A 24,081-nucleotide genomic window follows, 5' to 3' on the forward strand; every position below is an offset into this window, starting at 1 on the left:
TGAGCGGGATCTAGCTTGCTCACGAGGCAATCGCGCGCAAGATCCTTGTTCGGTTGTGTTTTGACACAATTTCTCGCCGCTTCCGCAGCTTGCTGAAGCTGAGGGGCTGCGCCACATTCCATCAACTTGTCGGGCTTGGGAGCCTTACCAACGCACTCTAGCAAGCTCGTGAAGCTCGGATTATTAACTTCCTTCAAAAGGCAGCTAGATTGGCTAGCCTCTTTGTCTAGCGAGCCCTTGCTCTTTCCGGTTTCGAGGCAATCTAACATCTTTTGGAATTTTGCTGGCACCATTTTGGGTAGCACACAGTTCTTGAAGGCTTCTGAGGTGCCGACCCGTAGTCGGCACGAGTCGAGTTGCTCCCTGCTCGGTAGAGGCGGCAAATCGTTTGGTCCGGTTGGTAGCTGCACAACGCTAGTAAGGCTAAGTTTTTGGGCCTGAAGTTCGGCAAAAAAAGTTGCTCGATCAGTGAGCGTGTCCGAAAAGACAGGGCAGTAAGTCACTTGCATTGCACACAATAGAAGGCCGCGAGGCGTGACCCACACGCCGGAGCAATTGTGCAACTCCTCTATGGTCGGCGACTTGCTACCGGACGCTCGGTAGCATGCAATTACCTTCTGGGCGACAAGTGGATCAGGGGGAACAACAGCTTCTGCCGGCGAAGAAAATATATAGAGGGAGAATATAAGAATGAGCGCGGCCGACGACCGTTGATACATGCGCTACCCCCAAGGATCCTCGGGCCTATGTTATACGCGGTCAGGTAAAACACAACCGGAGATTTTGCAGGATCAGGGCTGGATGAACCGTAGGAAATGTTAGGCGTGGAGCTTTCCAAAAGTCCGCTTATGCTTCTGAACAAATAGATTACCTTGACCGTGCATCTGATTGAATCGGCAGATTCCAAAAAGGGATGTACTGGACTGCCCCCTCAGGGAGACGCGATAATTTCTATGACAGGCACTTCGAGGATGACCTGTGGCATTACGAGGAAAGATCCATCAGCTTCCGGCGACTCACGATCTAAAGTCAATCGAGCGGGGCGAGGGTATTCTGCGGTTGCTCGCGCCCTCGGCATTGCGAGCAAACTTCTGCATGACTGGATACGATGTTGGCAGGTGCAGGGGCCGGAGGCATCGAACGACGCGCATCCGCAGAAGTACTATGCGTTGTGATCGACTTCATGGACGACAATTTGCAATTCCGGCGCGGGCCGACCGATACAGTCCTTTCGGCTACTATACGTCGAACGGGGGCTCGTCCGTGACTTCAGTTCGAGAAGAGCCCGTCGACCGGCGTAGTCGCGGCGCCTCACCCCCGCCCGCGATACGGCGCCACGCCCTGGTCCGGCACCCACAAGCCCTTCGGCAGCTTCCCGGTCTGCCAGAACACGTCGATCGGGATGCCGCCGCGGGGGTACCAGTAGCCGCCGATGCGCAGCCATTTGGGCTTGATCTCTGAGGCCAGGCGCTTGCCGATGGCGACGGTGCAGTCCTCGTGGAAGGCGCCGTGGTTGCGGAAGCTCGCGAGGTAGAGCTTGAGTGACTTGGATTCCACCAGCCAGGGGCCGGGGGCGTAATCGATCACGAGATGGGCGAAGTCCGGCTGTCCCGTCACCGGGCACAGCGAGGTGAACTCCGGGACCGTGAAGCGGGCTAGGTAGTCGGTGTCCTTCTGCGGATTGGGAACGCGGTCGAGCCTCGCCGTCTCCGGGCTGTCGGGGGGCGCCACCTGGTGGCCCAGCTGAAGGCCGGCCGATGTCGTGCTCGGGGTGGATCTCTTCGCCATATGTCGTGTCACCTGTCGCAATTGGCGCCCGTTTAGCCAATCGAAGGCCTGACGTCACCCGCTTCGTGATTTCCGGGCGGGGTGGCCTTTTCGGCCCCCCGGGCTTGCGATAGAAGCGGCGCAGCAAAAGTCGTCAACCAGAAAAGCCCGCACGAGGACCCTCATGACCGCCATCGTCGACATCATCGGCCGCGAAATCCTGGACAGCCGCGGCAATCCCACGGTCGAGGTCGACGTCGTGCTAGAGGACGGCTCGGTCGGCCGCGCCGCCGTGCCGTCCGGCGCCTCCACCGGCGCCCATGAGGCGGTCGAGCTGCGCGACGGCGACAAGCACCGCTATCTCGGCAAGGGCGTGCTCAAGGCCGTCGAGGCCATCAACGACGAGGTCTATGAGGCCCTGGCCGACATGTCGGTGCAGGACCAGGTCCAGATCGACCAGATCCTGATCGAGCTCGACGGCACCGAGAACAAGAGCCGGATCGGCGCCAACGCAATTCTCGGCGTGTCGCTCGCCTGCGCCAAGGCGGCGGCGATCTCCTACGACATGCCGCTGTATCGCTATGTCGGCGGCACCTCGGCCCGCACTTTGCCGGTGCCGATGATGAACATCGTCAATGGCGGCGTCCACGCCGACAACCCGATCGACTTCCAGGAATTCATGATCATGCCGGTGGGCGCGCCGACCTTTGCGGAGGCGCTGCGCTGCGGCTCGGAGATCTTCCATACGCTGAAGGCCGAGCTGAAGAAGGCCGGTCACAACACCAATGTCGGCGACGAGGGTGGCTTCGCGCCGAACCTGCCGTCGGCGGATGCCGCGCTCGACTTCGTCATGGCCGCGATCGGCAAGGCCGGCTACACCGCGGGCGAGGACGTCATGCTGGCGCTCGACTGCGCCGCGACCGAGTTCTTCAAGGACGGCAAGTACGTCTACGAGGGCGAGAACAAGTCGCGCTCGCGCTCGGAGCAGGCCAAATATCTCGCCGACCTCGTCGCGCGCTATCCGATCGCCTCGATCGAGGACGGCATGTCCGAGGACGACATGGACGGCTGGAAGGAGCTGACCGACCTGATCGGCCACAAGTGCCAGCTCGTCGGCGACGACCTGTTCGTCACCAATGTGAACCGGCTCGAGGACGGCATCCGCAACGGCCGCGCCAATTCGATTCTGATCAAGGTCAACCAGATCGGCACGCTGACGGAGACGCTGGCTGCGGTCGAGATGGCCTACAAGGCCGGCTACACCGCCGTGATGTCGCACCGCTCCGGCGAGACCGAGGATTCGACGATTGCCGATCTCGCCGTCGCTACCAATTGCGGGCAGATCAAGACCGGCTCGCTGGCGCGCGCCGACCGCACCGCCAAGTACAACCAGCTGCTGCGCATCGAGCAGGAGCTCGACGCGCAGGCCAAATATGCGGGCAGGGCGGCGCTGAAGGCGCTGGCCTGATCCGGAACGCAACACGGAAGAGGGAGGCGCGCATGGGTGTCGAGGCAGGCCTGCAACTGCGGACGCTGATCAAGCGCAGCGGTGAGCTCGAGCTCTCGCTGGTCGACGTGCCGACCCCTGAGCCTGGGCCGGACGAGGTCGTGGTGCGGATCGAGGCGGCGCCGATCAACCCGTCCGATCTCGGCCTGCTCGTTGGCGCTGCCGACCTCACGACCATGCAGGCGTCCGGCACCAAGGACCGTCCGGTCATCATCGCGAAGGTGCCGGAGGCGGGGATGCGGGCGATGGCCGCCCGGGTCGACGAGTCCATGCCTGTTGGCAACGAGGGGGCGGGCGTCGTGGTCAAGACCGGATCCTCCGACGCCGCCAAGGCGCTGATGGGCCGCACGGTCGCGGCGATCGGTGGGGCGATGTACAGCCAGTATCGCTGCCTGAAGCTCTCCGAATGCCTGCCGCTGCCGGCCGGCACGACCCCGGCCGAGGGCGCCTCCTGCTTCGTCAATCCGCTGACCTCGCTCGGCATGACCGAGACGATGCGGCGCGAGGGCCATACGGCGCTGGTGCATACCGCGGCCGCGTCCAATCTCGGGCAGATGCTCAACAAGATCTGCCTCAAGGACGGCATCCCGCTCGTCAACATCGTGCGCAGTGCGGCGCAGGCCGAGATCCTGCGCGGCCTCGGCGCCAAATACGTCGTGGATTCGACCTCGCCCACCTTCATGGACGATCTGATCGCGGCGCTGGTCGAGACCGGTGCGACCATCGCGTTCGATGCGATCGGCGGCGGCAAGCTCGCCGGCCAGATCCTCAACGCGATGGAAGCCGCGATCAACAAGTCCGGCAAGCACCCGTACAGCCGATACGGCTCGAACGTGCACAAGCAGGTCTACATCTACGGCAGCCTCGACGTCAGGCCGACCGAGATCACCCGCGGCTTCGGCATGACCTGGAGCGTCGGCGGCTGGCTGCTGTTTCCGTTCCTGATGAAGATCGGCAAGGCGGATACCGAGCGGCTGCGCCAGCGCGTCGTCGACGAGCTGAAGACGACCTTTGCCAGCCACTACACCAAGGTCGTTTCCTTGTCCGAGGCGCTCGATCCGGCCAACCTCGCCGTGTACGCCAAACGGGCTACCGGCGAAAAATTCCTCATCGACCCCAACAAAGATAAGTGACCTAACGTCGCTCCCCGGACGTTGCTGACGGGCTTGCGTTTGGCCCGCATGCGGAGACAATCCGCCCCGTTTGTCTGGGGGGCGGCGTCAGCCGCATGGAGCACTGAGGAGAGATTTGTCATGACCCGATTGGATCGCCGTCGATTTCTGGCTGGTGCGGCCCTCGCCGGAGCTGCAACCGCCTTGCCGCCGCTGGCCGGACAGGCACGCGCGGCGGTTGCGCCCGCCGGCGCGCAGGCCCCCGGCTTCTACCGCTACAAGGTCGGCGACTACGAGTGCACCTCCGTCAATGACGGCGCGCGCACCTTCCCGATGCCCGACAAGTTCGTCGTCAACACCGCCAAGGACGACGCGCTCGCGGCTGCCGAAAGCGCCTACATGCCGAAGGGCATGATCACGATCCCCTTCAATCCGCAACTGATCAACACCGGCTCCAAGCTGGTCCTGATCGATACCGGCAACGGCGCCGGGGCCTTCGAGGCCAGCAAGGGCGCGGTCGGGCGCACCCTGCAGAATCTCGCTGCCGCCGGCGTCGATCCGAAGAGCATCGACGTCGTCGTGCTTTCCCACATGCATGGCGACCACATCAACGGCCTCAAGCTCGCGGACGGCTCGCTGGCATTTCCGAACGCCGAGCTGAAGGTGCCGGCCAAGGAGTGGGCGTTCTGGAATAGCGACGAGAACGCCGCCAAGGCGCAGACCGACTTGATGAAGGGCAACTTCGCCAACTTCAAGAAGGTGTTCGGCGGGCTTGAAAGCAAGGTCACGCAGTACGAGTGGGACAAGGAGGTCGCACCCGGCATCACCGCGCTCGGCACGCCCGGTCACACGCCGGGACACACCTCGTTCGCGGTCGCTTCCGGCAATGCCAAGGTCCTGATCCAGGCCGACGTCACCAACGTCCCCGAACTGTTCCTGCGCAATCCGGATTGGCACGTGATGTTCGACACCGATGCCGCGATGGCGCAGGAGACGCGGCACAAGTTCTACGACATGGCCGCCGCCGAGAAGGCCAAGGTGATCGGCTTCCACTTCTCGTTGCCCTCCGTGGGCTATGTCGAGAAGGACGGCGCCAAGTACCGGCTGATTCCGGCGCCGTGGAATCCGGTGATCTGATCTCCTCCTCGTCATTGCGAGCGAAGCGAAGCAATCCAGGGGTCGGTTGAGACTCTGGATTGCTTCGTCGCTTCGCTCTTCGCAATGACGGGGATGGAGTGTGCCAGGCCGTCTTTCGATGCGGTCTGCTTGTTTTGCATATGCGAAATGCCGGGCTTCCCGCCGCTCCGGCGAACGCCTATGTCAGGCGTTCCCGGGACTCCGCAGGGCCTTGCATGTCGATCGACCTCTCTCCCACCAGCGCCGATCTCTCCAACTGGCGCACTGCGCCGTTCAGCCGCTGGGCCTTTCACAACATCCGCGCGATCCTGCCGGCCGCCGACATCGAGAGCGCGCCCGGCAGCGCCTGGCCGCTGCCGGCGAGCCCGGTTGCGTTCGAGGATTTCGGCGTGCGGCTGCCCAAGGGCGGGACGCTCGATCTCGACGGTTTCCTGAAGGCGACGGCGACCGACGGGCTGCTGATCCTGCAGGACGGCCGCATCGTCTTCGAGCACTATGACGGCGGCACCGACCGCGACACGCCGCACATCCTGATGTCGGCGACCAAGTCGATCACCGGCCTCATGGTCGGCATCCTGGCTGGCCGCGGCGAGATCGACATCGACGCCGAGGTCACGCGCTACGTGCCGGAGGTGGCCGCCACGGCCTATCGCGGCGCCACGATCCGGCAGCTCATCGACATGCGCGCCGGCATCGTCTTCGATGGCGCCGGCTTGCAGGCCTATGCCGACGCCAGCGGCTGGGAGCCGGCCGCGCCGGGCACGACGCCGAACCTGCACGATTTCTTCGCGACGATGCGCGCCCAGTCGGCGCCGCATGGCGGCGCCTTCAGCTACGTCTCCTCCAACACCGATCTCCTGGGCTGGGCGATCGAGCGCGCCACCGGCCGCAGTTTCGCAAGCCTCGTCAGCACGCTGCTGTGGAAGCCGATGGGGGCGAGCGGCGAGGCCTTCATTACCCTCGATCGCAAGGGCGCGCCGCGCTGCACCGGCGGCTTCTGCGCCACCTTGCGCGATTTCGCGCGCCTTGGGCAGCTCGTGCTGTCAGGCGGCCGGCGCGGCTCGCACGCGATCATCCCCGAGGCCTGGCTCGACGACATCAGGCACAATGGCGATGTGCAGGCTTGGCGCGACGGCCAATGGCGCGACAGTTTTGCCGCGATCAGCCGCAACATGCACTATCGCAGCGGCTGGTACGTCACAAACGACGCGCCGCAGCTAATGTTCGCGATGGGTATTCACGGCCAGAACCTGTTCGTCGATGCCGCCAACGGCATCGTGATCGCCAAGCTGTCGAGCTGGGCTCAGCCGGTCGACGGGCAGGCGATCTGGCTGACGCATCAGGCGGTGGCTGAATTTGCCCGCAGCCTCAAAGCCACGGCTTGAGCTCGCCGCGGCGAAGGTCTGGAACATGGGAGCCCCTGTCGCGATGAAACGCTGAGTTTCGCGACACGCTGTTTTCATGCACTTGCATGGTCTTGCCCATGTGTCTTAAGTGCACCTCTCACGTTCCCCTGCAAAGGATGCCCTATGCCTGCTCCGTACGCCATCGTCGCCCTCGTCGGCAGTCTCCGCAAGGAGAGCTTCACCCTGAAGATCGCCAATGCGCTCGCCAAGCTGGCGCCGGCCAGCCTGAAGATCGACGTCACCTCGCTCAACGGCCTGTCGTTCTTCAACCAGGATCTCGAAGCCAATCCGCCGGCCGACTGGCTCGTCCTGCGCGACAAGCTGAAGGCCTCGAACGGCGTGCTGATCCTCACGCCCGAATACAACCGCTCGATTCCCGGTGTGCTGAAGAACGCGATCGACATCGCTTCGCGCCCCTATGGGCAGAGCTCGTTCCTGGGCAAGCCGGTCGGCCTCATCTCCAATTCGCCGGGCCCGCTCGGCGGCGTGGCGGCGGCCAAGCACCTGCAGAACATCATGCCGGGCATCTCGGGCCCGATCATGGGGCAGCCGGAAATCTACCTGAATGGCGTCGGCGACGCGTTCGACGCCCAGGGTGAGCTGGTCAAGGATTCGCTCAAGACGGTGTTGCAGCAATATCTGGATGCCTTCGCCGCCTTCGTGGCCAAGCAGAACGGCTGACCCTGGTCGTCGCCGTGCGGCGGTCGCCAACTGCATGACGGGTATGATGCGGGCAGGGCGTTGACGCGCCTTGCCCGATCCGTTTCAAGGCCATGCCGGACCAGCGCAAGGATGCGCATTGCCAAGGAAGCATGATGGCCCATTCGTTCACACCCGCGTCGTCGTCGAGGCCCGGCCCGAACCAGCCGGATCTCGACTCGGAGGCCGTCTGGCAGGCGCGGATCGACCTCGCGGCGTGCTTCCGGATGGCGGCGCGGCACGGGCTCGAAGAGGGCATCTGCAACCACTTCTCGGCGCTGGTGCCCGGCTATGACGACCTCTTCATCGTCAATCCCTACGGCTATGCCTTTCGTGAGCTGACGGCCTCGAAGCTGCTGGTGTGCGATTTCGACGGCAACGTCATTGCCGGCGATGGCCGCCCGGAAGCGACTGCCTTCTACATCCATGCGCGCATCCACAAGGCGTTGCCGCGGGCCAAGGTCGCGTTCCACACCCACATGCCCTACGCCACCGCGCTGTCGATGACCGAAGGCGACCCGCTGATCTTCGCCGGGCAGACGGCGCTGAAATTCTACGGACGAACCGCGGTCGACGCGAACTACAACGGGCTGGCGCTCGACGCGCGGGAGGGCGACCGCATCGCCGGGGCGGTCGGCAACGCCGACATCGTCTTCATGAAGCATCATGGCGTCATGGTTCTGGCGCCGACCATCGCTGAAGCCTGGGACGATCTCTATTATCTCGAGCGCGCCTGCCAGGTGCAGTGCCTGGCGCTGTCGACCGGCCGCAAGGTCACCGCCGTCGCGCCGGCAATCGCGGAAGCCGCCTCTCGCCAGATGCGCGAAGGAGATGCGGAATCGGCTCGGTTGCACCTCGAGGCCGTCAAACGCATGCTCGACCTCGAGGAGCCGGTCTACCGGAGCTGAGGACTGATCGTCTGGAGGCTGGTGCGATGTCCAGATTGGAGCTTTCTGCCGAGCAGCGCGCAGCGCTGGATCGTCCCGTCTGGTCAGCCCTGACCACCGGGCACCGGGCGCTTGCCGAGGGCGCCGCGCATGCCCGTCGCTATCCTGCGGCGATTGCACCATTTGCCGCCATGTCGGACGACAGCGATGCCGCATGGTCGGAGCTCGCCGACTTCGCCAAGAAGGACGTGGTTGCGATCGTGACTCCCGCTCCTCCGGGCGACCTGCACGGCCTTGCCGCCTGGTTCAGCGCCTGCGTCCGCCAGATGGTTGCGGTCGAGGCCGAGGCCCCTGTTGGGGATGCCGTGATCGAAACGCTCGACCAGCGTGACATTCAGGCGATGCTGGAGCTGACGGCGCTGACCAAGCCGGGCCCGTTCCTGGCCAGGACCCACGAGCTGGGCCGCTATATCGGCATTCGCGACGGGGAGCGCCTGGCCGCGATGGCCGGGGAGCGCATGCGCCTCGACGGGTTCACGGAAATCAGCGCGGTCTGTGTCCATCCGGACTATCGCGGCCGTGGCTATGCCCAGAGGCTCGTAACAGCCCTGATGACGGCCATCAGGGGCAGGGGCGAGACGCCGTTTCTCCACGTCATAGAGGACAATCATGCCGCGATCGCGCTGTATGAGCGTCTCGGCTTCATGTCGCGAGCCACCTTGTGTTTCACGGTGCTTCGGCAATCCGTCAGCCCGTGACCGGTGATGCGACCTTCGTAAAGAAGCCTCGCGGGGCGGATTAGCAGATCCTTAACCAAGGCGCCCCATCTTCCGGCCATGGTCTCCCGCGCGCGGCTCAAATCGTTCCTGACCGGGCTCGCCCTCTACACGATGGCGGCCGCCATCATCGGCTATTTCGGCATCAACGCCTATACCGGCCGCTACGGCCTGACCGCGCGCCAGGAGCTCGACCAGGAGATCATTGCGCTGACCTCCGAGCTCGCCCGGCTGAAGCAGGAGCGGGCGGAGGGTGAGAAGCGCGTGTCGCTGTTGCGCTCCGACCGGGTCGATCCCGACATGCTCGATGAGCGCGCCCGCTTTCAGCTCGGCTACGCCAACCCGCGCGATCTGATCCGGATCAACCGGCCAAACTGAGCGAGCCGGTCTCCTCGAGGTATCGTCGTGAGACTGGCCTTTGTCTGCGTACCGAACGCGTGCACGACAAGCCCATGACGAGGAAGACCCGCGCTGCGCGCGGGCCTTCGACGATCGCTGATGCGCTGCTCTTTATGCGGCCCGCACGGTGGCGAGGAACCTGTGGACCTCGGCCTTCAGGCGGTTGCTGTCCTGGGACAGTGACTGCACAGCGTTGAGCACCTGGGACGAAGCCGTTCCTGTCTCGGTTGCTTCGCGCTGGACGTCGGCAACATTCGCGGAAACCTCTTTCGTGCCGCTGGCAGCTTGCTGGATGTTGCGCGAGATTTCCTGGGTTGCGGCGCCCTGTTCTTCGACTGCCGCTGCGATGGTGGCGGCGATTTCCGACATCCGGCCGATCGTGTCGCCGATTTCCTTGATGGCGGTGACCGAATGCTGGGTGGCGGTCTGGATGGCGCCGATCTGCTGGCTGATTTCTCCGGTCGCCTTGGCCGTCTGCTCGGCGAGCGCCTTGACCTCCGAGGCGACAACGGCGAAGCCGCGGCCGGCTTCACCCGCCCGCGCCGCCTCGATGGTGGCGTTCAAGGCCAGCAGGTTGGTCTGGCCGGCGATGGTGTTGATGAGCTCGACCACGTCACCGATGCGAGCCGCCGCTTGCGACAATTCGCCCACGCGTTCATTGGTCTTGCGGGCCTGTTCGACGGCTTCGCTGGCGATCGCCGAAGACTGCTGCACCTGCCGGCTGATCTCGTTCACGGAGGAGGACATTTCCTCGGTGGCGGCGGCGACCGACTGGACGTTGTTGGAGGCGGCGCCTGAGGCGCCGGCTACGACGGTGGCGAGACCCTTCGAGCGCTCGGCCGTTGCGCTGAGCGATTGGGCCGATGACTCCAGATTGGTCGCTGCCGACGACACGGTCTCGATGATCTGGCCGACCGCTGTCTCGAAATCGTTCGCAAGGCGCATCGTATCGATCTTGCGCTGCTCGGCCTGGCGCGCCTCCAGCTCGTTCTGCTCGGCTTCGAGCCGCTGGCGGGCGACGGCATTGACCTTGAACACCTCGACGGCACGGGCCATCTCGCCGACCTCGTCGCGCCGTTCCGAGCTCGGTATCTGCACAGCGAGATTCCCGTTCGCGAGCTCGGTCATCGTCCGGGTGATCGCTTGCAGCGGCCGGACCAGGCCGCGCGCGATCATCAGGGTCGCAACGCACAGCAGGGCGATCAATCCGACGGCCCACATCAGCGTCACCTTGACGGAGGCGTAGAACGCCTCGTCGAGATCGTCGACATACACGCCCGTGCCGACGACCCAGTTCCACGGATCGGCCTTCAAGGTGTAGCCGAGCTTCGCCACCGGGACGCTGCTGCCGGCGCGCGCGAACATATAGCTGACGAAGCCGCCACCAGGCTGGGTCGAAGCCGCGATCAACTCGCGTACGAAAGGCAGACCGTTGGCGTCCTTCTCGTTGAGCAGGCCCTTGCCCTCCCAATCCGGCTTCGGGCCAAGCACGAGGTTCACGCCGTCCGGCTGGTAGACGAAGATGTAGTCGTTCTTGCCGAACCGGATGCCGCGGAGCACGGCCTTGGCGCGGTTCTGCGCCTCGTCCGCGGTCAGGGCGCCCTTCGCCGCCGCATCGGCAAAGCCCTTAACGATCGACACGGCAGATTGCACCTGTCCGACGACCGCGGCCTTACGCTCTTCGACCAGGGCTGTGCGGGTGGCCAGCAGCTGGCTGACGACGGCGACGATACAGACGCCGATGGATAACGCGACCAGAACCGCAAAGCGGCGAGGGATGGTGAGAACCATGTTCGTTCCTGTCAGGGGGACGAGGCAGCCGGACAGTTCAGGCAGCCAGGGATTTCCGTTGAGTTATTTGATTTCGTTGATGAATTCGGAAAAATTGTGCATTGCGGAAGGTTTAGAATTGATTGATTCGAACGCCCGTAGAAACACGGAGACTCTCTGCCGCTGCTCGGTCGGAATATCCGTTATGCCGATGTTCGATATGTCGGGTTTTTTGGTCGCCGATGGCGTCGTCGAGATCCACCGATGAGGGTGTCGCGGAGGGCGTCGTCGGCTTGGCCTGACGCGTCCCATCCGCTGAGATGACTGCTCTTTTTTGTAGCGGCCTGCGGTCGGATTCCAAAAATGGTGGAATTGTATTTGCAATATTTCGTGTGCATTGCAGTGCGGCACGCCAAAGCCTTCGGACGTGCCACGCGGTCCTTTTACGTCTCCTGGAGTTGAGCTAGAGAGAGCTACTTTTTCTCTCATCCGGAATTGCCATGGCCGCACCGAAGAAGACCGCCGCAAAGGAACAAGGGCAGGACAGAGATAACGGCCCGCCGCCGGAATTCACCAGAGAACAGGAATTGGCTGCGCTGCGCGACATGCTGCTGATCCGCCGCTTTGAGGAAAAGGCGGGTCAGCTTTATGGCATGGGTGCGATCGGCGGCTTCTGCCATCTTTACATCGGCCAGGAAGCGGTCGTGGTCGGCATGCAGATGGCGCTGAAGCCGGGCGACCAGGTCATCACCGGCTATCGCGATCACGGCCACATGCTGGCCACCGGCATGGATGCCAAGGGCGTCATGGCCGAGCTCACGGGACGCCGCGGCGGCTATTCCAAGGGCAAGGGCGGCTCCATGCACATGTTCAGCGTGGAGAAGAATTTCTTCGGCGGCCACGGCATCGTCGGCGCCCAGGTCTCGCTCGGCACCGGCCTTGCGCTCGCCAACCGCTACCGCGGCAACGACTCGGTCAGCGTCGCCTATTTCGGCGACGGCGCGGCCAACCAGGGGCAGGTCTATGAGAGCTTCAACATGGCGGAGCTCTGGAAGCTGCCGGTGATCTACGTCATCGAGAACAACCGCTATGCCATGGGTACGGCGGTGTCGCGCGCCTCGGCGCAGACCGACTTCTCCAAGCGCGGCATCTCCTTCAACATCCCGGGCGAGCAGGTCGACGGCATGGACGTTCGCGCGGTGAAGGCCGCCGGCGAGAAGGCGGTCGCGTGGTGCCGCGAGGGCAAGGGTCCGTACATCCTGGAAATGCAGACCTACCGCTATCGCGGCCACTCGATGTCGGACCCGGCCAAGTACCGTACCCGCGAGGAGGTGGAGAAGGTCCGTCACGACCAGGATCCGATCGAGCAGGTGCGCAACCGCCTGCTGGCGGCCAAGGTCAGCGAGCAGGATCTCAAGACGATCGATGCCGACGTGCGCAAGATCGTCAACGAGGCCGCTGATTTTGCCCAGGCCGATCCCGAGCCCGATGTCGCCGAGCTCTACACCGACGTTTATCGCTGAGCGCGCGCAAGCTGTTTCTCTGGAGCTGATATGCCTATTCAAGTTTTGATGCCTGCGCTGTCGCCCACGATGGAAAAGGGCAATCTCGCCAAATGGCTGAAGAAGGAAGGCGAGGCGATCAAGTCGGGTGACGTGATCGCCGAGATCGAGACCGACAAGGCCACGATGGAGGTCGAGGCGACCGACGAGGGCACGCTCGGCAAGATCCTGATCCCCGAAGGCACTGCCGACGTCGCGGTCAATACGCCGATTGCGACCATCCTGGCCGACGGCGAGACCGCCGCAGATCTCGGCAAGGCCGCGGCGCCTGCAGCCGAGATGAAGGCCGCGCAGTCGGCGCCGCCGGCCGAGCCGGCTGCTTCGGTGTCGGCATCGCCTGCGCCGACCGGCGTGGCTGCGCCGCAGAGCGTGGCCGAGCCCGATCCCGAGGTGCCCGCGGGCACCGAGATGGTGACGCAAACCATCCGCGAGGCGCTGCGCGACGCGATGGCCGAGGAGATGCGCCGCGACGGCGACGTCTTCATCATGGGCGAGGAGGTCGCCGAATATCAGGGCGCCTACAAGGTCACCCAGGGCCTGCTGCAGGAGTTCGGCGCCCGCCGCGTGATGGACACGCCGATCACCGAGCACGGTTTCGCCGGCATCGGCGTCGGTGCCGCGATGGCCGGCCTGAAGCCGATCGTCGAGTTCATGACCTTCAACTTCGCCATGCAGGCGATGGACCAGATCATCAACTCCGCGGCCAAGACCTTGTACATGTCCGGCGGCCAGATGGGTTGCTCGATCGTATTCCGCGGTCCGAACGGCGCTGCCGCCCGCGTTGCCGCGCAGCACAGCCAGGACTACTCGTCCTGGTACTCGCACATCCCGGGCCTCAAGGTGATCGCGCCGTATTCCGCCGCGGACGCCAAGGGCCTGTTGAAGGCCGCGATCCGCGATCCCAATCCGGTGATCTTTCTCGAGAACGAGGTGCTCTACGGTCACTCCGGCGAGGTGCCCAAGCTCGACGACTACGTGATCCCGATCGGCAAGGCGCGCATCGCCCGTAGCGGCAAGGACGTCACCATCATCTCGTGGTCGAACGGCATGACCTACGCGCTGAAGGCCGCCGATGAGCTCGCCAAGGAGGGCATCGAGGCCGAGGTGATCGACCTGCGCACGCTGCGTCCGATGGACACCGAGACCATCGTCGCCTCGGTCAAGAAGACCGGCCGTGCGGTGACGGTGGAAGAAGGCTGGGCGCAGAGCGGCGTCGGCGCCGAGATCGCCGCGCGCATCATGGAGCACGCCTTCGACTATCTCGATGCGCCAGTCGCGCGCGTGTCCGGCAAGGATGTGCCGATGCCTTACGCGGCGAACCTCGAGAAGCTCGCGCTGCCCTCGGCGGCGGAGGTCGTGCAGGCCGCCAAGTCCGTCTGCTACCGCTAAGGGACATCCCACCATGGCCGGACCCAAGGAGCAGCCGCTGCCGCCCGACGTCATCGGCCGCGAGGACGCCACCGAAGTGTTGCGCGCCTTCGTGCTCGATGGCGGGCTCTCGATCGCATTCCAGCGCGCCTTCGAGGAGCCCGACGTGTGGGGGCTGCTCCTGGTCGACGTCGCCCGACATGCTGCGCGCGCCTATGCGCGCGAGAGCGATTATTCCGAAGACGAGGCGCTGCAGCGCATCGTCGAGATGTTCGAAGCCGAGCTGGCTCGGCCGACTGACACGGGCACTACCAGCCCCAGGTCGAAACAAGGTCACTGATCATGCCGATCAACATTCTGATGCCCGCGCTGTCGCCGACGATGGAGAAGGGCAACCTCGCTCGTTGGCTCAAGAAGGAAGGCGACCAGGTCAAGTCCGGCGAGGTCATCGCCGAGATCGAGACCGACAAGGCCACGATGGAAGTCGAGGCGGTCGATGAGGGCACGCTCGCCAAGATCCTGGTGCCGGAAGGCACGCAGGACGTGCCGGTCAACGACGTGATCGCGGTGCTCGCCGGCGAGGGCGAGGACGTCAAGGCGGCCGGCAGCGCGCCGGCGGCGGCGGCTCCCAAGCCCGAGGCGAAGCCGACGGTGTCCGCGGCGGCGCCCGCCGCCACACCTGCACCTTCCGCCGCGCCCGCGCCGAAGCCGGCCGCGGCTCCTGCGCCGGCCGCTCCCGCGGCTGCGCCCCAGGTCAACGGTCACGCGCGCATCTTCTCGTCGCCATTGGCAGGTCGTCTCGCCAAGGATGCCGGCATTGATCTCGGCCGCATCACCGGCACCGGCCCGCACGGCCGCGTCGTCGCGCGCGACGTTGAGGACGCAAAGTCCGGCAAGGGCCTGAAGGCTGCGCCGTCGGCGGCACCTGCCGCGGCAGGCGCGCCGGCGCTGGCGCCGTCGATGTCGGACAAGCAGATCCTGGCGCTGTTCGAGCCGGGCTCCTACGAGGTCATCCCGCATGACGGCATGCGCCGCACCATCGCGCAGCGCCTGACGGCGTCGGTGCAGAACGTCCCGCACTTCTATCTCACGATCGACTGCGACATCGGCAAGTTGCTCGCCGCCCGCGAGGAGATCAATGCGGCCGCGCCGAAGGACAAGGAGAAGAAGCCGCTCTACAAGCTGTCGGTCAACGACTTCGTTATCAAGGCGATGGCGGTGGCGCTGCAGAAGATTCCGAACTGCAATGTGAGCTGGACCGAAGGCGGCATGGTCAAGCACAAGCATTCGGACGTCGGCGTCGCGGTGGCGATGCCGGGCGGACTGATCACGCCGATCATCCGCAAGGCCGAGACCAAGACGCTGTCGGCGATCTCGGGCGAGATGAAGGACTTCGCCGCACGCGCCCGCTCGCGCAAGCTGAAGCCGGAGGAATATCAGGGCGGCACGACGGCCGTGTCCAACCTTGGCATGTACGGCATCAATCACTTCACCGCCGTGATCAATCCGCCGCATGCGACGATCCTCGCGGTTGGCACCTCGGAAGAACGCCCCGTGGTGCGCAACGGCAAGATCGAGATCGCCAGCATGATGAGCGTGACCCTGTCGTGCGATCACCGCGCCATCGACGGCGCGCTCGGCGCCGAGCTGATCGGCGCCTTCAAGCAGCTGATCGAGAATCCCGTGATGATGATGGTATAAATGGACCGCTTACAATTCTGCACGAGCAGGAATTGGAGCGTTGATTTTTTCGACGGACAAACTCAGTATGCAACCTGTTGTTGAGATGTCAGCCTGATAGCAGACCAATCCCATGACTTCAAAGCGAATACTGAGTGATTTCTGGACGGACAGATTGGGGTACAGCCTTGTCGGAGCTGTTGCGACCGTCTTGATAAGCATCGCGCCCTGCGTGTGGGCGTACAACGCATATGATCGGACGGTTGGGCTGACTGCATGGGAAAATCACACGGCAGTCGGCAGAATCGAGAAGTTTGCCCATGCGTTCGATCAATGGCTGCTCATCGGCTTGGCCCTCGCCGTGGCAGCCGGCCTTAACTGGTTCGAAACGGCCGTTGATGCCACAGGGAAGTATAAGTTGGGCTGGCAAGCTGGGGTATCGACTGCAATCTGTGTTCTCGGTGGGATTGGATCATTTCTCTTTGGATACATTTCATACGCCGGATCATTTTCGACTATCGAGAAGTACTCGCAATATTTTGACGCGGAATTGAAAATCTACTTTTTTGGGATGCTGTCTATCATCTTTGCATACTTCGTCAGCATAGTCGAAATTCGACGAACAAAGGACCGCCTAGGAGGTTAGGATGACTTCGCTAGGAATATTTATGTTGATCGTCATAGGAGCAAACCTTTCGTTCGTTTTCGTTTGGTTTTTTCGGATCGGCAAATCCAATCTCGCGCGCAACTTCGCAGAGTATGAGCTAGTCGAGAAAATCAAGCGGTCGAGAGAGAGGCCGTTCGTCCGAAAGATAGATGACGACATATCGCAGCAGCTACCTCTTCTTTTGGAGCGGGATAGGGCCTCGATTGTGCCAGAGGCGCAGCAAGGGCTTGATGCCAGCGTATCATATCTGATCGATCTGACGTCTGCTTACATTGCGCGAAATAGGTTCCGATCTCTGGGCCGCGCCGTCGAAGAGGATCTGGTTGATGCGACCGCGATGAGAATCATTGACAATATAGATGAAGAACAATTTCGAGCACTAATGGCGATCCGCTTGGAGGGAGACGTTTTAGCCTGGCTCAGTGAAAGCGGAGTTATAGCTGGGTTCTTCTACCGCGTCCTGCATACGCCGATTTTGTCGTCGATTGTCGAGCGTTACGTTGGCAATTTTGTCGAGATCAAAGAGAAGCGTCGAGAGATGGTAGGTTCGTAGACGACCTATGCTTCAAAATGGCTTCCTTTGTAGACAGCATCCGCTTACAGAACGTGCTAATGTCTTTCTGCTCTTTCTCTCGCAGTTCGACACCTTCTGAGGAGCTGTAGGCGTAAGCATGGCCGACACAAATTTCGACGTCATCATCATCGGCTCCGGCCCGGGCGGCTACGTCGCCGCGATCCGCGCTGCCCAGCTCGGCTTCAAGACCGCGATCATCGAGAAATCCTATCTCGGTGGCATCTGCCTGAACTGGGGCTGCATCCCGACCAAGGCGCTGTTGCGCTCGGCCGAGATCTATCACTACATGCAGCACGCCAAGGATTACGGCCTGTCGGCGGAGAAGATCTCCTACGATCCGAAGGCGGTGGTGCAGCGTTCGCGCGGGGTGTCAAAGCGGCTGAACGACGGCGTCGGCTTTCTGATGAAGAAGAACAAGGTCCAGGTCATCTGGGGCCGTGCCGCGATCGATGCGCCCGGCAAGGTCACCGTGACCAAATCCGACGTGGAGGCGCCGAAGGGCGCGCTCGGCGAGGGCACCTACCAGGCCAAGCACATCATCGTCGCGACCGGCGCCCGGCCGCGCGTGCTGCCGGGCCTCGAACCGGACAAGAAACTGGTGTGGACCTATTTCGAGGCGATGGTGCCGGACAGGATGCCGAAGTCGCTGCTGGTGGTCGGCTCCGGCGCGATCGGCATCGAGTTCGCGTCGTTCTTCCGCACCATGGGCTCCGAGGTCACCGTGGTCGAGGTGCTGCCGCAGATTCTGCCCGTCGAGGACGCCGAGATCGCCGGCATCGCGCGCAAGCAGCTGGAGAAGCAGGGCCTCAAGATCATGACCGGGGCCAAGGTCACCAAGCTCGACAAGAAGAGCGACAGCGTGGTGGCGACGATCGACGACGGCAAGGGCAAGACCGAGTCGGTCGAGTTCGACCGCGTCATCTCGGCGGTCGGCGTGGTCGGCAACATCGAGAATCTCGGTCTGGAGAAGCTCGGGGTGAAGACCGATCGCGGCTGCATCGTCATCGACGGCTACGGCAAGACCAACGTGCCCGGCCTCTACGCGATCGGCGACGTCGCGGGTCCCCCGATGCTGGCGCACAAGGCCGAGCATGAGGGCGTGGTCTGTATCGAGGCGATCAAGGGGCTGCATCCGCACCCGATGGACAAGAACCTGATTCCGGGCTGCACCTATTGCCATCCGCAGGTCGCCTCCGTCGGTCTTACCGAGGCCAAGGCCAAGGAGCAGGGCCGCGACGTCAGAGTCGGCCGCTTCCCCTTCGTCGGCAACGGCAAGGCGATCGCGCTCGGCGAGGACCAGGGTCTGGTCAAGGTGATCTTCGACAAGAAGACCGGGCAACTGATCGGTGCCCACATGGTCGGCGCCGAGGTCACCGAGCTGATCCAGGGCTATGTGGTCGCGATGAACCTCGAGACGACCGAGGAAGAGCTGATGCACACGGTGTTCCCGCATCCGACCCTGTCGGAGATGATGAAGGAAGCTGTGCTCGACGCCTACGGCCGCGTGCTGAATATGTAATCCGCTCACCGGCCGTCATGCGCGGGCTTGACCCGCGCATCCATCCCCTTCGAAAATACTTGCGAAGGGGATGGATTGCCGGGGCAAGCCCGGCAATGACGGAGATGACCAGACGGGCACAACAAGAAGGCTCCGCCGTGAAATCCAGCGACAATCTCACCACCGAGCGCCCGACCTTCGTCACCCATCTCGAATGCGCGATGGAAGGCGATCATTATCCGGCGGACCAGGTTCACAACCTCTCCAAGGCCGGCAAGCCGCTGCTGGTGCGCTACGATCTCGCAGGGGTGAAACAGGCGCTGACCAAGGACGCGCTGGCGCAGCGTCCGGCCGACATGTGGCGCTATCGCGAGCTGCTGCCGGTGCGCAAATGCGCCGACATCGTGAGCCTCGGCGAGGTGATGACGCCGCTGATCAATCTGCCCAAGCTGTCGAAGAAGCTCGGCGGCGGCGAGATCATCGTCAAGGACGAGGGCCGGCTGCCGACCGGCTCGTTCAAGGCGCGCGGCCTAGTGATGGCAGTGTCGATGGGCAAGGCGCTCGGCATCAGGCACATGGCGATGCCGACCAACGGCAATGCCGGTGCTGCGCTCGCGGCCTATGCAACGTCCTGCGGCATCAAGACCACTATCTTCTGTCCGGCAGACACCCCCGAGGTGAATGTCAGCGAGATCGAGCTGCAAGGCGCGACCGTGTATCGCGTCAACGGCCTGATCGATGATTGCGGCAAGATCGTCGGCGAGGGCAAGGCCAAGGTCGGCTGGTTCGACACCTCGACCTTGAAGGAGCCGTATCGGATCGAGGGCAAGAAGACGATGGGCCTGGAACTCGCCGAGCAGCTCGGCTGGGACGTGCCCGACGTGATCTTCTATCCGACCGGCGGCGGCACCGGCCTGATCGGCATGTGGAAGGCGTTCGACGAGCTGGAGAAGATCGGCTTCATCGGCGCAAAACGTCCGCGCATGGTGGCGGTGCAGGCCTCCGGCTGCGCGCCGATGGTGCGTGCCTTCGAGCAGGGCGTCGAGCACGCCACGCGCTGGGAGGACGCCCACACCATCGCGTCCGGCATCCGCGTGCCCCAGGCCGTCGGTGATTTCCTCATCCTGCGCGCAGTGCGCGAGAGCAAAGGTTTCGCCATCGCGGTCGATGACGAGAAGATTTCATCTGCGCTCACCGAGGTCGCGCGCGAGGAGGGGCTGCTGTTGTGCCCGGAGGGCGCGGCGACCTATGCCGCCTACAAGCAGAGCCTGGCCGACGGACGCGTGACGAAAAACGATCGCGTCATGCTGTTCAATTGCGCGACAGGACTTAAATATCCGCTGCCGCCGGTTACCCGCACGCTCGATCGTCACCAGCCGATCGACTTCGGGCAGTTCTAACTAACAACCAGCACCGCGGCCTCGGGCACATGCTCCGGCGCAGACGCATTCGCGTCTGTGACCGGCGCGTGCGACACAAGGGAGGACGTGATGCGACGAGCTCTTTGCGCCGTGCTGTTTGTATGTCTCGTGCTGACGTTGCCGGCGCGGGCCGACAATTATCCCTCGCGCGCGATCACCGTGATCGTGCCGTTCGCCGCCGGCGGCCCGTCGGATGCGATGATGCGCATCCTCGCCGAGCACATGAGACAGACGCTCGGGCAGCCCATTCTGATCGAGAACGTGACCGGGGCGGGCGGTTCGATCGGCGTGGGACGCGCGGTGCGCTCGAAGCCCGACGGCTACACCGTGAGCTTCGGCCATCTCGGCACCCATGTCGCGAACGGCGCCGTCTACCGGCTCGGCTATGACCTCGAGGCCGATCTCGAGCCGGTGGTGCTGCTGCCGAGCAATCCGATGATCATCGTCAGCAGGAACAACATCCCGGCCAAGTCGCTGCCGGAGTTTCTCGCCTGGGTGAAATCGCAGCCGAACCCCGTATCGGCGGGCACCGCCGGCAATGGCTCCGGCAGCCACATCGCAGGGCTCTATTTCGAGCAGGTCACCGGCCTCAAGCTGCAATATGTGCCGTATCGCGGCACGGGGCCGGCGATGAATGATCTGGTCGCTGGCCAGATCGACCTGATCGTCGACCAGACCTCCAACGCCATCAACCAGGTTCGAGCCGGGACGATCCGCGCCTACGCCGTCACCGACGCCAAGCGGCTCGAGTCCGCGCCGGAGATTCCGACCACCGACGAGGCCGGCCTGCCGGGTTTCCACATGACCCTGTGGTCGGGCCTCTGGCTGCCGAAGGGCGTCAGCAAGGAGATCGTCGATACGCTCAGTGCGGCGGCGGTGGCCGCGCTGGACGAGCCGGATGTGAAAAACCAGTTGAAAAACCTGGGGTTGCAGATGCCGGCGGCCGATCAGCGCGGCCCCGCCGCGCTTGGAACTTTGCAGCGGGCCGAGATCCGCAAATGGTGGCCGATGATCCGCGCCGCAGGGGTGGTGCCGGAGTAGGCGCCCTCAGTTCCTGCCAACCAAGGATGGTTGCGCATCGGCCACGAATGTTGCGACGTCGCCACAGTTTGCGAAGTTTTGGTAACAATCTCCGGCGCTCCGCAAACGCGCCGCTTTTTAGCCACACCTGGTCGTGAAATACTTTGATCAGAACATAACCAGTGCGTGTGAGGCTGCCGAAAATCCACTTGCCGGATTTTGAGCGTTCTCCGCAGCACCGGGAGGCCAAAACAGCGATGGACGCGAAGACCGACATCAAGCGCAGGCTGCCCAGTCGTCATGTGACGGAAGGGCCCGAGCGTGCGCCGCATCGGTCCTACCTCTACGCCATGGGCCTCACCACGGCGCAGATCCATCAGCCCTTCGTCGGCGTCGCCTCGTGCTGGAACGAGGCTGCGCCCTGCAACATCGCGCTGATGCGGCAGGCCCAGGCGGTGAAAAAGGGCGTCGCCCACGCCGGCGGCACGCCGCGCGAGTTCTGCACCATCACCGTGACCGACGGCATCGCAATGGGCCATGACGGCATGCGCTCGTCGCTGCCGTCGCGCGAGGCGATCGCCGATTCCGTCGAGCTCACGATTCGCGGCCACTCCTACGATGCGCTCGTCGGCCTCGCCGGCTGCGACAAATCGCTGCCAGGCATGATGATGGCGATGGTCCGGCTCAACGTGCCCTCGATCTTCATCTATGGCGGCTCGATCCTGCCCGGCAATTTCCGCGGCCAGCAGGTCACTGTGCAGGACATGTTCGAGGCTGTCGGCAAGCATTCGGTGGGTGCGATGTCGGACGACGACCTCGACGAGCTCGAGCGCGTCGCCTGTCCGTCGGCCGGCGCCTGCGGCGCCCAGTTCACGGCCAACACGATGGCGACGGTGTCCGAGGCGATCGGGCTGGCGCTGCCTTATTCGGCCGGCGCCCCCGCGCCTTACGAGATCCGTGATTCCTTCTGCATGACCGCCGGCGAGAAGGTCATGGAACTGATCGCCGCCAACCTCCGGCCGCGCGACATCGTCACGCGAAAATCCCTGGAAAATGCCGCTGCGGTTGTGGCGGCGTCCGGCGGGTCGACCAATGCTGCGCTGCATCTACCTGCGATTGCACACGAGGCCGGCATCAAGTTCGACTTATTCGACGTCGCCGAAATCTTCAAAAAGACACCTTATATCGCGGATTTGAAGCCGGGTGGCCGCTATGTCGCCAAAGACATGTTCGAGGCTGGTGGCATTCCGCTCTTGATGAAGACGTTGCTCGACCATGGCTATTTGAACGGCGACTGCCTCACAGTCACCGGCCGGACGATCGCCGAAAACCTCAATGGCGTGAAGTGGAATCCGCACCAGGACGTGGTGAGGCCGGCCGACCAGCCGATCACTGCAACCGGAGGTGTGGTCGGTCTGAAAGGCAATCTCGCGCCAGAGGGCGCGATCGTGAAAGTCGCGGGCATGTCGAACTTGAAATTCTCTGGGCCGGCCCGCTGCTTTGATCGGGAAGAGGACGCCTTTGACGCCGTCCAGAAGCGCACCTATCGCGAAGGCGACGTGATCGTCATTCGCTACGAGGGGCCGCGCGGCGGTCCGGGCATGCGGGAAATGCTGCAGACCACGGCGGCGCTGACCGGGCAGGGCATGGGCGGCAAGATCGCGCTGATCACCGACGGCCGGTTCTCGGGCGCGACGCGGGGCTTCTGCATCGGCCATATCGGACCGGAGGCGGCGGTCGGCGGACCGATCGCGCTGGTCGCGGATGGCGACATCATCGAGATCGACGCCGAGGCGGGCATCCTTAACGTGAAGTTGAGCGATGCCGAGCTGGCGACACGCAAGACCAAGTGGACGCCGCGTGAGACGCATCACACGTCAGGTGCACTTTGGAAATATGCCCAGCAGGTGGGGCCGGCCGTGGCGGGCGCCGTGACCCATCCAGGTGGTGCGCAAGAGAAGTATTGCTATGCGGACATCTGATCGGATCCTTTTCGCATTGATGCTGGGGGTTGCCCCGCTCGCGTTGCCGACGCCATCGTTCGCGTTCGATGGCGCTCCGGTCAACCAGGAGCCGGCGATCCCCGTGGCTGGACAGCAGGCTGGCGCCGGCGCGCTGCGCAAGGCGCTGCCCGCGACGACGTCCTCGACCTCGCCCACGCAGTCCCTGACGGCGCTGCAATACGCGGCGGAGGAAGGTCACCCGATTGCGCAGTTCAAGCTCGGCCGCATGTATGCGGCGGGCGATGGCGTTGCGCGCGACGACATGCGCGCCTTCGACTATTTCAGCCGCATCGCCAATGCGCATGCGGAGGACAGTCCGTCGGCGCCTCAGGCGCAGATCGTCGCCAATGCCTTTGTCGCGCTCGGCCGCTATTACCTGAGCGGCATTCCGAACACGAAGGTCAAGGCCGATCCGGATCGCGCGCGGGAGATGTTCTCCTATGCGGCGTCCTATTTCGGCAATGCCGACGCCCAGTACGATCTGGCGCGGATGTACCTGAAGACCGCAGACGCCTCGCGCGACGACTTCCGCTATGGCGCGCGCTGGCTCGGCCTCGCCGCGCAGAAGGGCCAGCACCAGGCCCAGGCGCTGCTTGGTCAGATGCTGTTCAACGGCGACCGGTTGCCGCGCCAGCCGGCGCGCGGACTGATGTGGCTCACGCTGGCGCGCGACAGCGCCGGTCCGGACGAAGCCTGGATCAAGGAGAGCTACAACCGCGCCTTCGCCAAGGCCTCGGACGATGACCGCGCCTCGGCGCTGCAGATGCTCGAGAGCTGGGTGCAGGGCAAGCGCGAGTAGCAGGAGCGGAATGCATCGCGTTCCCTCCG

General features: G+C 63.9%; 21 protein-coding genes. 19 read left to right on the forward strand and 2 right to left on the reverse strand.

What is annotated here, in order from left to right:
• Window positions 1–1,311: 1,311 nt before the first annotated feature.
• Entirely contained in the window at window positions 1,312–1,788 is a 477-nt protein-coding gene (gene queF / locus ACQR10_RS17945) for a preQ(1) synthase (RefSeq protein WP_434912031.1), read from the reverse strand.
• Between the two features lie 163 nt (window positions 1,789–1,951).
• Here queF and eno point away from each other — a divergent pair, with 163 nt between their 5' ends.
• From eno to ACQR10_RS17985, 8 genes are all read left to right on the forward strand, one after another.
• The gene (gene eno / locus ACQR10_RS17950; RefSeq protein ID WP_434912032.1) at window positions 1,952–3,235 is read left to right on the forward strand and encodes a phosphopyruvate hydratase; all 1,284 of its coding nucleotides are present in this window, start codon (window positions 1,952–1,954) and stop codon (window positions 3,233–3,235) included.
• Between the two features lie 32 nt (window positions 3,236–3,267).
• Window positions 3,268–4,407: a zinc-binding dehydrogenase gene (locus ACQR10_RS17955; protein ID WP_316218752.1), complete on the forward strand. Its 1,140-nt coding sequence runs from the start codon at window positions 3,268–3,270 to the stop codon at window positions 4,405–4,407.
• Between the two features lie 120 nt (window positions 4,408–4,527).
• On the forward strand, window positions 4,528–5,523 hold the full coding sequence (locus ACQR10_RS17960) for an MBL fold metallo-hydrolase (RefSeq protein WP_434912033.1): 996 nt from the start codon (window positions 4,528–4,530) through the stop codon (window positions 5,521–5,523).
• Window positions 5,524–5,738: 215 nt separating this feature from the next.
• Entirely contained in the window at window positions 5,739–6,908 is a 1,170-nt protein-coding gene (locus tag ACQR10_RS17965; RefSeq protein WP_434912034.1) for a serine hydrolase domain-containing protein, read from the forward strand.
• 144 nt (window positions 6,909–7,052) lie between these two features.
• Window positions 7,053–7,610 (forward strand): NADPH-dependent FMN reductase, encoded by a 558-nt coding sequence (locus ACQR10_RS17970; RefSeq protein WP_434912035.1) that lies wholly within the window; start codon window positions 7,053–7,055, stop codon window positions 7,608–7,610.
• A gap of 134 nt (window positions 7,611–7,744) precedes the next feature.
• Window positions 7,745–8,536 (forward strand): aldolase, encoded by a 792-nt coding sequence (locus ACQR10_RS17975; protein ID WP_315799778.1) that lies wholly within the window; start codon window positions 7,745–7,747, stop codon window positions 8,534–8,536.
• Window positions 8,537–8,562: 26 nt separating this feature from the next.
• On the forward strand, window positions 8,563–9,273 hold the full coding sequence (locus tag ACQR10_RS17980; RefSeq protein WP_316218756.1) for a GNAT family N-acetyltransferase: 711 nt from the start codon (window positions 8,563–8,565) through the stop codon (window positions 9,271–9,273).
• A gap of 78 nt (window positions 9,274–9,351) precedes the next feature.
• Window positions 9,352–9,669, forward strand: coding sequence for an FtsB family cell division protein (locus ACQR10_RS17985; RefSeq protein ID WP_315711657.1), 318 nt, complete (start codon window positions 9,352–9,354; stop codon window positions 9,667–9,669).
• A 132-nt stretch (window positions 9,670–9,801) separates the two neighbouring features.
• Here the strand turns inward: ACQR10_RS17985 and ACQR10_RS17990 are convergent, their stop codons facing one another.
• Complete coding sequence (locus ACQR10_RS17990; protein WP_434912036.1) at window positions 9,802–11,481, reverse strand: methyl-accepting chemotaxis protein; 1,680 nt, start codon at window positions 11,479–11,481, stop codon at window positions 9,802–9,804.
• Window positions 11,482–11,960: 479 nt separating this feature from the next.
• Here ACQR10_RS17990 and pdhA point away from each other — a divergent pair, with 479 nt between their 5' ends.
• From pdhA to ACQR10_RS18045, 11 genes are all read left to right on the forward strand, one after another.
• A complete protein-coding gene (gene pdhA / locus ACQR10_RS17995) occupies window positions 11,961–12,983 on the forward strand; it encodes a pyruvate dehydrogenase (acetyl-transferring) E1 component subunit alpha (RefSeq protein WP_316178501.1) in 1,023 nt (340 codons plus the stop codon).
• 30 nt (window positions 12,984–13,013) lie between these two features.
• Window positions 13,014–14,411, forward strand: coding sequence for a pyruvate dehydrogenase complex E1 component subunit beta (locus ACQR10_RS18000; RefSeq protein WP_316178503.1), 1,398 nt, complete (start codon window positions 13,014–13,016; stop codon window positions 14,409–14,411).
• 13 nt (window positions 14,412–14,424) lie between these two features.
• Complete coding sequence (locus ACQR10_RS18005) at window positions 14,425–14,730, forward strand: DUF5076 domain-containing protein (RefSeq protein ID WP_015666657.1); 306 nt, start codon at window positions 14,425–14,427, stop codon at window positions 14,728–14,730.
• A gap of 2 nt (window positions 14,731–14,732) precedes the next feature.
• Window positions 14,733–16,091 carry a pyruvate dehydrogenase complex dihydrolipoamide acetyltransferase gene (locus ACQR10_RS18010; protein WP_434912037.1) on the forward strand — a complete coding sequence of 453 codons (1,359 nt, stop codon included), beginning with the start codon at window positions 14,733–14,735 and terminating at the stop codon, window positions 16,089–16,091.
• A gap of 112 nt (window positions 16,092–16,203) precedes the next feature.
• Complete coding sequence (locus ACQR10_RS18015; RefSeq protein ID WP_316178505.1) at window positions 16,204–16,716, forward strand: hypothetical protein; 513 nt, start codon at window positions 16,204–16,206, stop codon at window positions 16,714–16,716.
• A 1-nt stretch (window position 16,717) separates the two neighbouring features.
• Complete coding sequence (locus ACQR10_RS18020) at window positions 16,718–17,290, forward strand: hypothetical protein (RefSeq protein ID WP_316178507.1); 573 nt, start codon at window positions 16,718–16,720, stop codon at window positions 17,288–17,290.
• Between the two features lie 118 nt (window positions 17,291–17,408).
• Window positions 17,409–18,830, forward strand: coding sequence for a dihydrolipoyl dehydrogenase (gene lpdA, locus ACQR10_RS18025; protein ID WP_316178509.1), 1,422 nt, complete (start codon window positions 17,409–17,411; stop codon window positions 18,828–18,830).
• A gap of 137 nt (window positions 18,831–18,967) precedes the next feature.
• Entirely contained in the window at window positions 18,968–20,209 is a 1,242-nt protein-coding gene (locus tag ACQR10_RS18030; RefSeq protein WP_316178511.1) for a threonine synthase, read from the forward strand.
• 90 nt (window positions 20,210–20,299) lie between these two features.
• On the forward strand, window positions 20,300–21,271 hold the full coding sequence (locus tag ACQR10_RS18035; RefSeq protein ID WP_316178512.1) for a tripartite tricarboxylate transporter substrate binding protein BugD: 972 nt from the start codon (window positions 20,300–20,302) through the stop codon (window positions 21,269–21,271).
• Window positions 21,272–21,507: 236 nt separating this feature from the next.
• Window positions 21,508–23,232 carry a dihydroxy-acid dehydratase gene (gene ilvD / locus ACQR10_RS18040; RefSeq protein WP_316178514.1) on the forward strand — a complete coding sequence of 575 codons (1,725 nt, stop codon included), beginning with the start codon at window positions 21,508–21,510 and terminating at the stop codon, window positions 23,230–23,232.
• A 103-nt stretch (window positions 23,233–23,335) separates the two neighbouring features.
• Window positions 23,336–24,052 (forward strand): tetratricopeptide repeat protein, encoded by a 717-nt coding sequence (locus ACQR10_RS18045; RefSeq protein WP_409977886.1) that lies wholly within the window; start codon window positions 23,336–23,338, stop codon window positions 24,050–24,052.
• The last annotated feature ends 29 nt before the right edge of the window (window positions 24,053–24,081 follow it).

It is taken from the genome of Bradyrhizobium sp. HKCCYLRH2060, from assembly GCF_051168135.1.
Taxonomy (GTDB): Bacteria; Pseudomonadota; Alphaproteobacteria; order Rhizobiales; family Xanthobacteraceae; genus Bradyrhizobium.

Coding starts and splice junctions, on each gene's coding strand:
- ACQR10_RS17960 (WP_434912033.1), top strand. CDS start 4,528: ATGACCCGATTGGATCGCCGTCGATTTCTGGCTGGTGCGGCCCTCGCC.
- ilvD (WP_316178514.1), top strand. CDS start 21,508: ATGGACGCGAAGACCGACATCAAGCGCAGGCTGCCCAGTCGTCATGTG.
- ACQR10_RS18020 (WP_316178507.1), top strand. CDS start 16,718: ATGACTTCGCTAGGAATATTTATGTTGATCGTCATAGGAGCAAACCTT.
- eno (WP_434912032.1), top strand. CDS start 1,952: ATGACCGCCATCGTCGACATCATCGGCCGCGAAATCCTGGACAGCCGC.
- ACQR10_RS17955 (WP_316218752.1), top strand. CDS start 3,268: ATGGGTGTCGAGGCAGGCCTGCAACTGCGGACGCTGATCAAGCGCAGC.
- ACQR10_RS17970 (WP_434912035.1), top strand. CDS start 7,053: ATGCCTGCTCCGTACGCCATCGTCGCCCTCGTCGGCAGTCTCCGCAAG.
- ACQR10_RS17985 (WP_315711657.1), top strand. CDS start 9,352: ATGGTCTCCCGCGCGCGGCTCAAATCGTTCCTGACCGGGCTCGCCCTC.
- ACQR10_RS18000 (WP_316178503.1), top strand. CDS start 13,014: ATGCCTATTCAAGTTTTGATGCCTGCGCTGTCGCCCACGATGGAAAAG.
- ACQR10_RS17975 (WP_315799778.1), top strand. CDS start 7,745: ATGGCCCATTCGTTCACACCCGCGTCGTCGTCGAGGCCCGGCCCGAAC.
- pdhA (WP_316178501.1), top strand. CDS start 11,961: ATGGCCGCACCGAAGAAGACCGCCGCAAAGGAACAAGGGCAGGACAGA.
- lpdA (WP_316178509.1), top strand. CDS start 17,409: ATGGCCGACACAAATTTCGACGTCATCATCATCGGCTCCGGCCCGGGC.
- ACQR10_RS17980 (WP_316218756.1), top strand. CDS start 8,563: ATGTCCAGATTGGAGCTTTCTGCCGAGCAGCGCGCAGCGCTGGATCGT.
- ACQR10_RS17990 (WP_434912036.1), bottom strand. CDS start 11,481: ATGGTTCTCACCATCCCTCGCCGCTTTGCGGTTCTGGTCGCGTTATCC.
- queF (WP_434912031.1), bottom strand. CDS start 1,788: ATGGCGAAGAGATCCACCCCGAGCACGACATCGGCCGGCCTTCAGCTG.
- ACQR10_RS18035 (WP_316178512.1), top strand. CDS start 20,300: ATGCGACGAGCTCTTTGCGCCGTGCTGTTTGTATGTCTCGTGCTGACG.
- ACQR10_RS18010 (WP_434912037.1), top strand. CDS start 14,733: ATGCCGATCAACATTCTGATGCCCGCGCTGTCGCCGACGATGGAGAAG.
- ACQR10_RS18015 (WP_316178505.1), top strand. CDS start 16,204: ATGACTTCAAAGCGAATACTGAGTGATTTCTGGACGGACAGATTGGGG.
- ACQR10_RS18005 (WP_015666657.1), top strand. CDS start 14,425: ATGGCCGGACCCAAGGAGCAGCCGCTGCCGCCCGACGTCATCGGCCGC.
- ACQR10_RS17965 (WP_434912034.1), top strand. CDS start 5,739: ATGTCGATCGACCTCTCTCCCACCAGCGCCGATCTCTCCAACTGGCGC.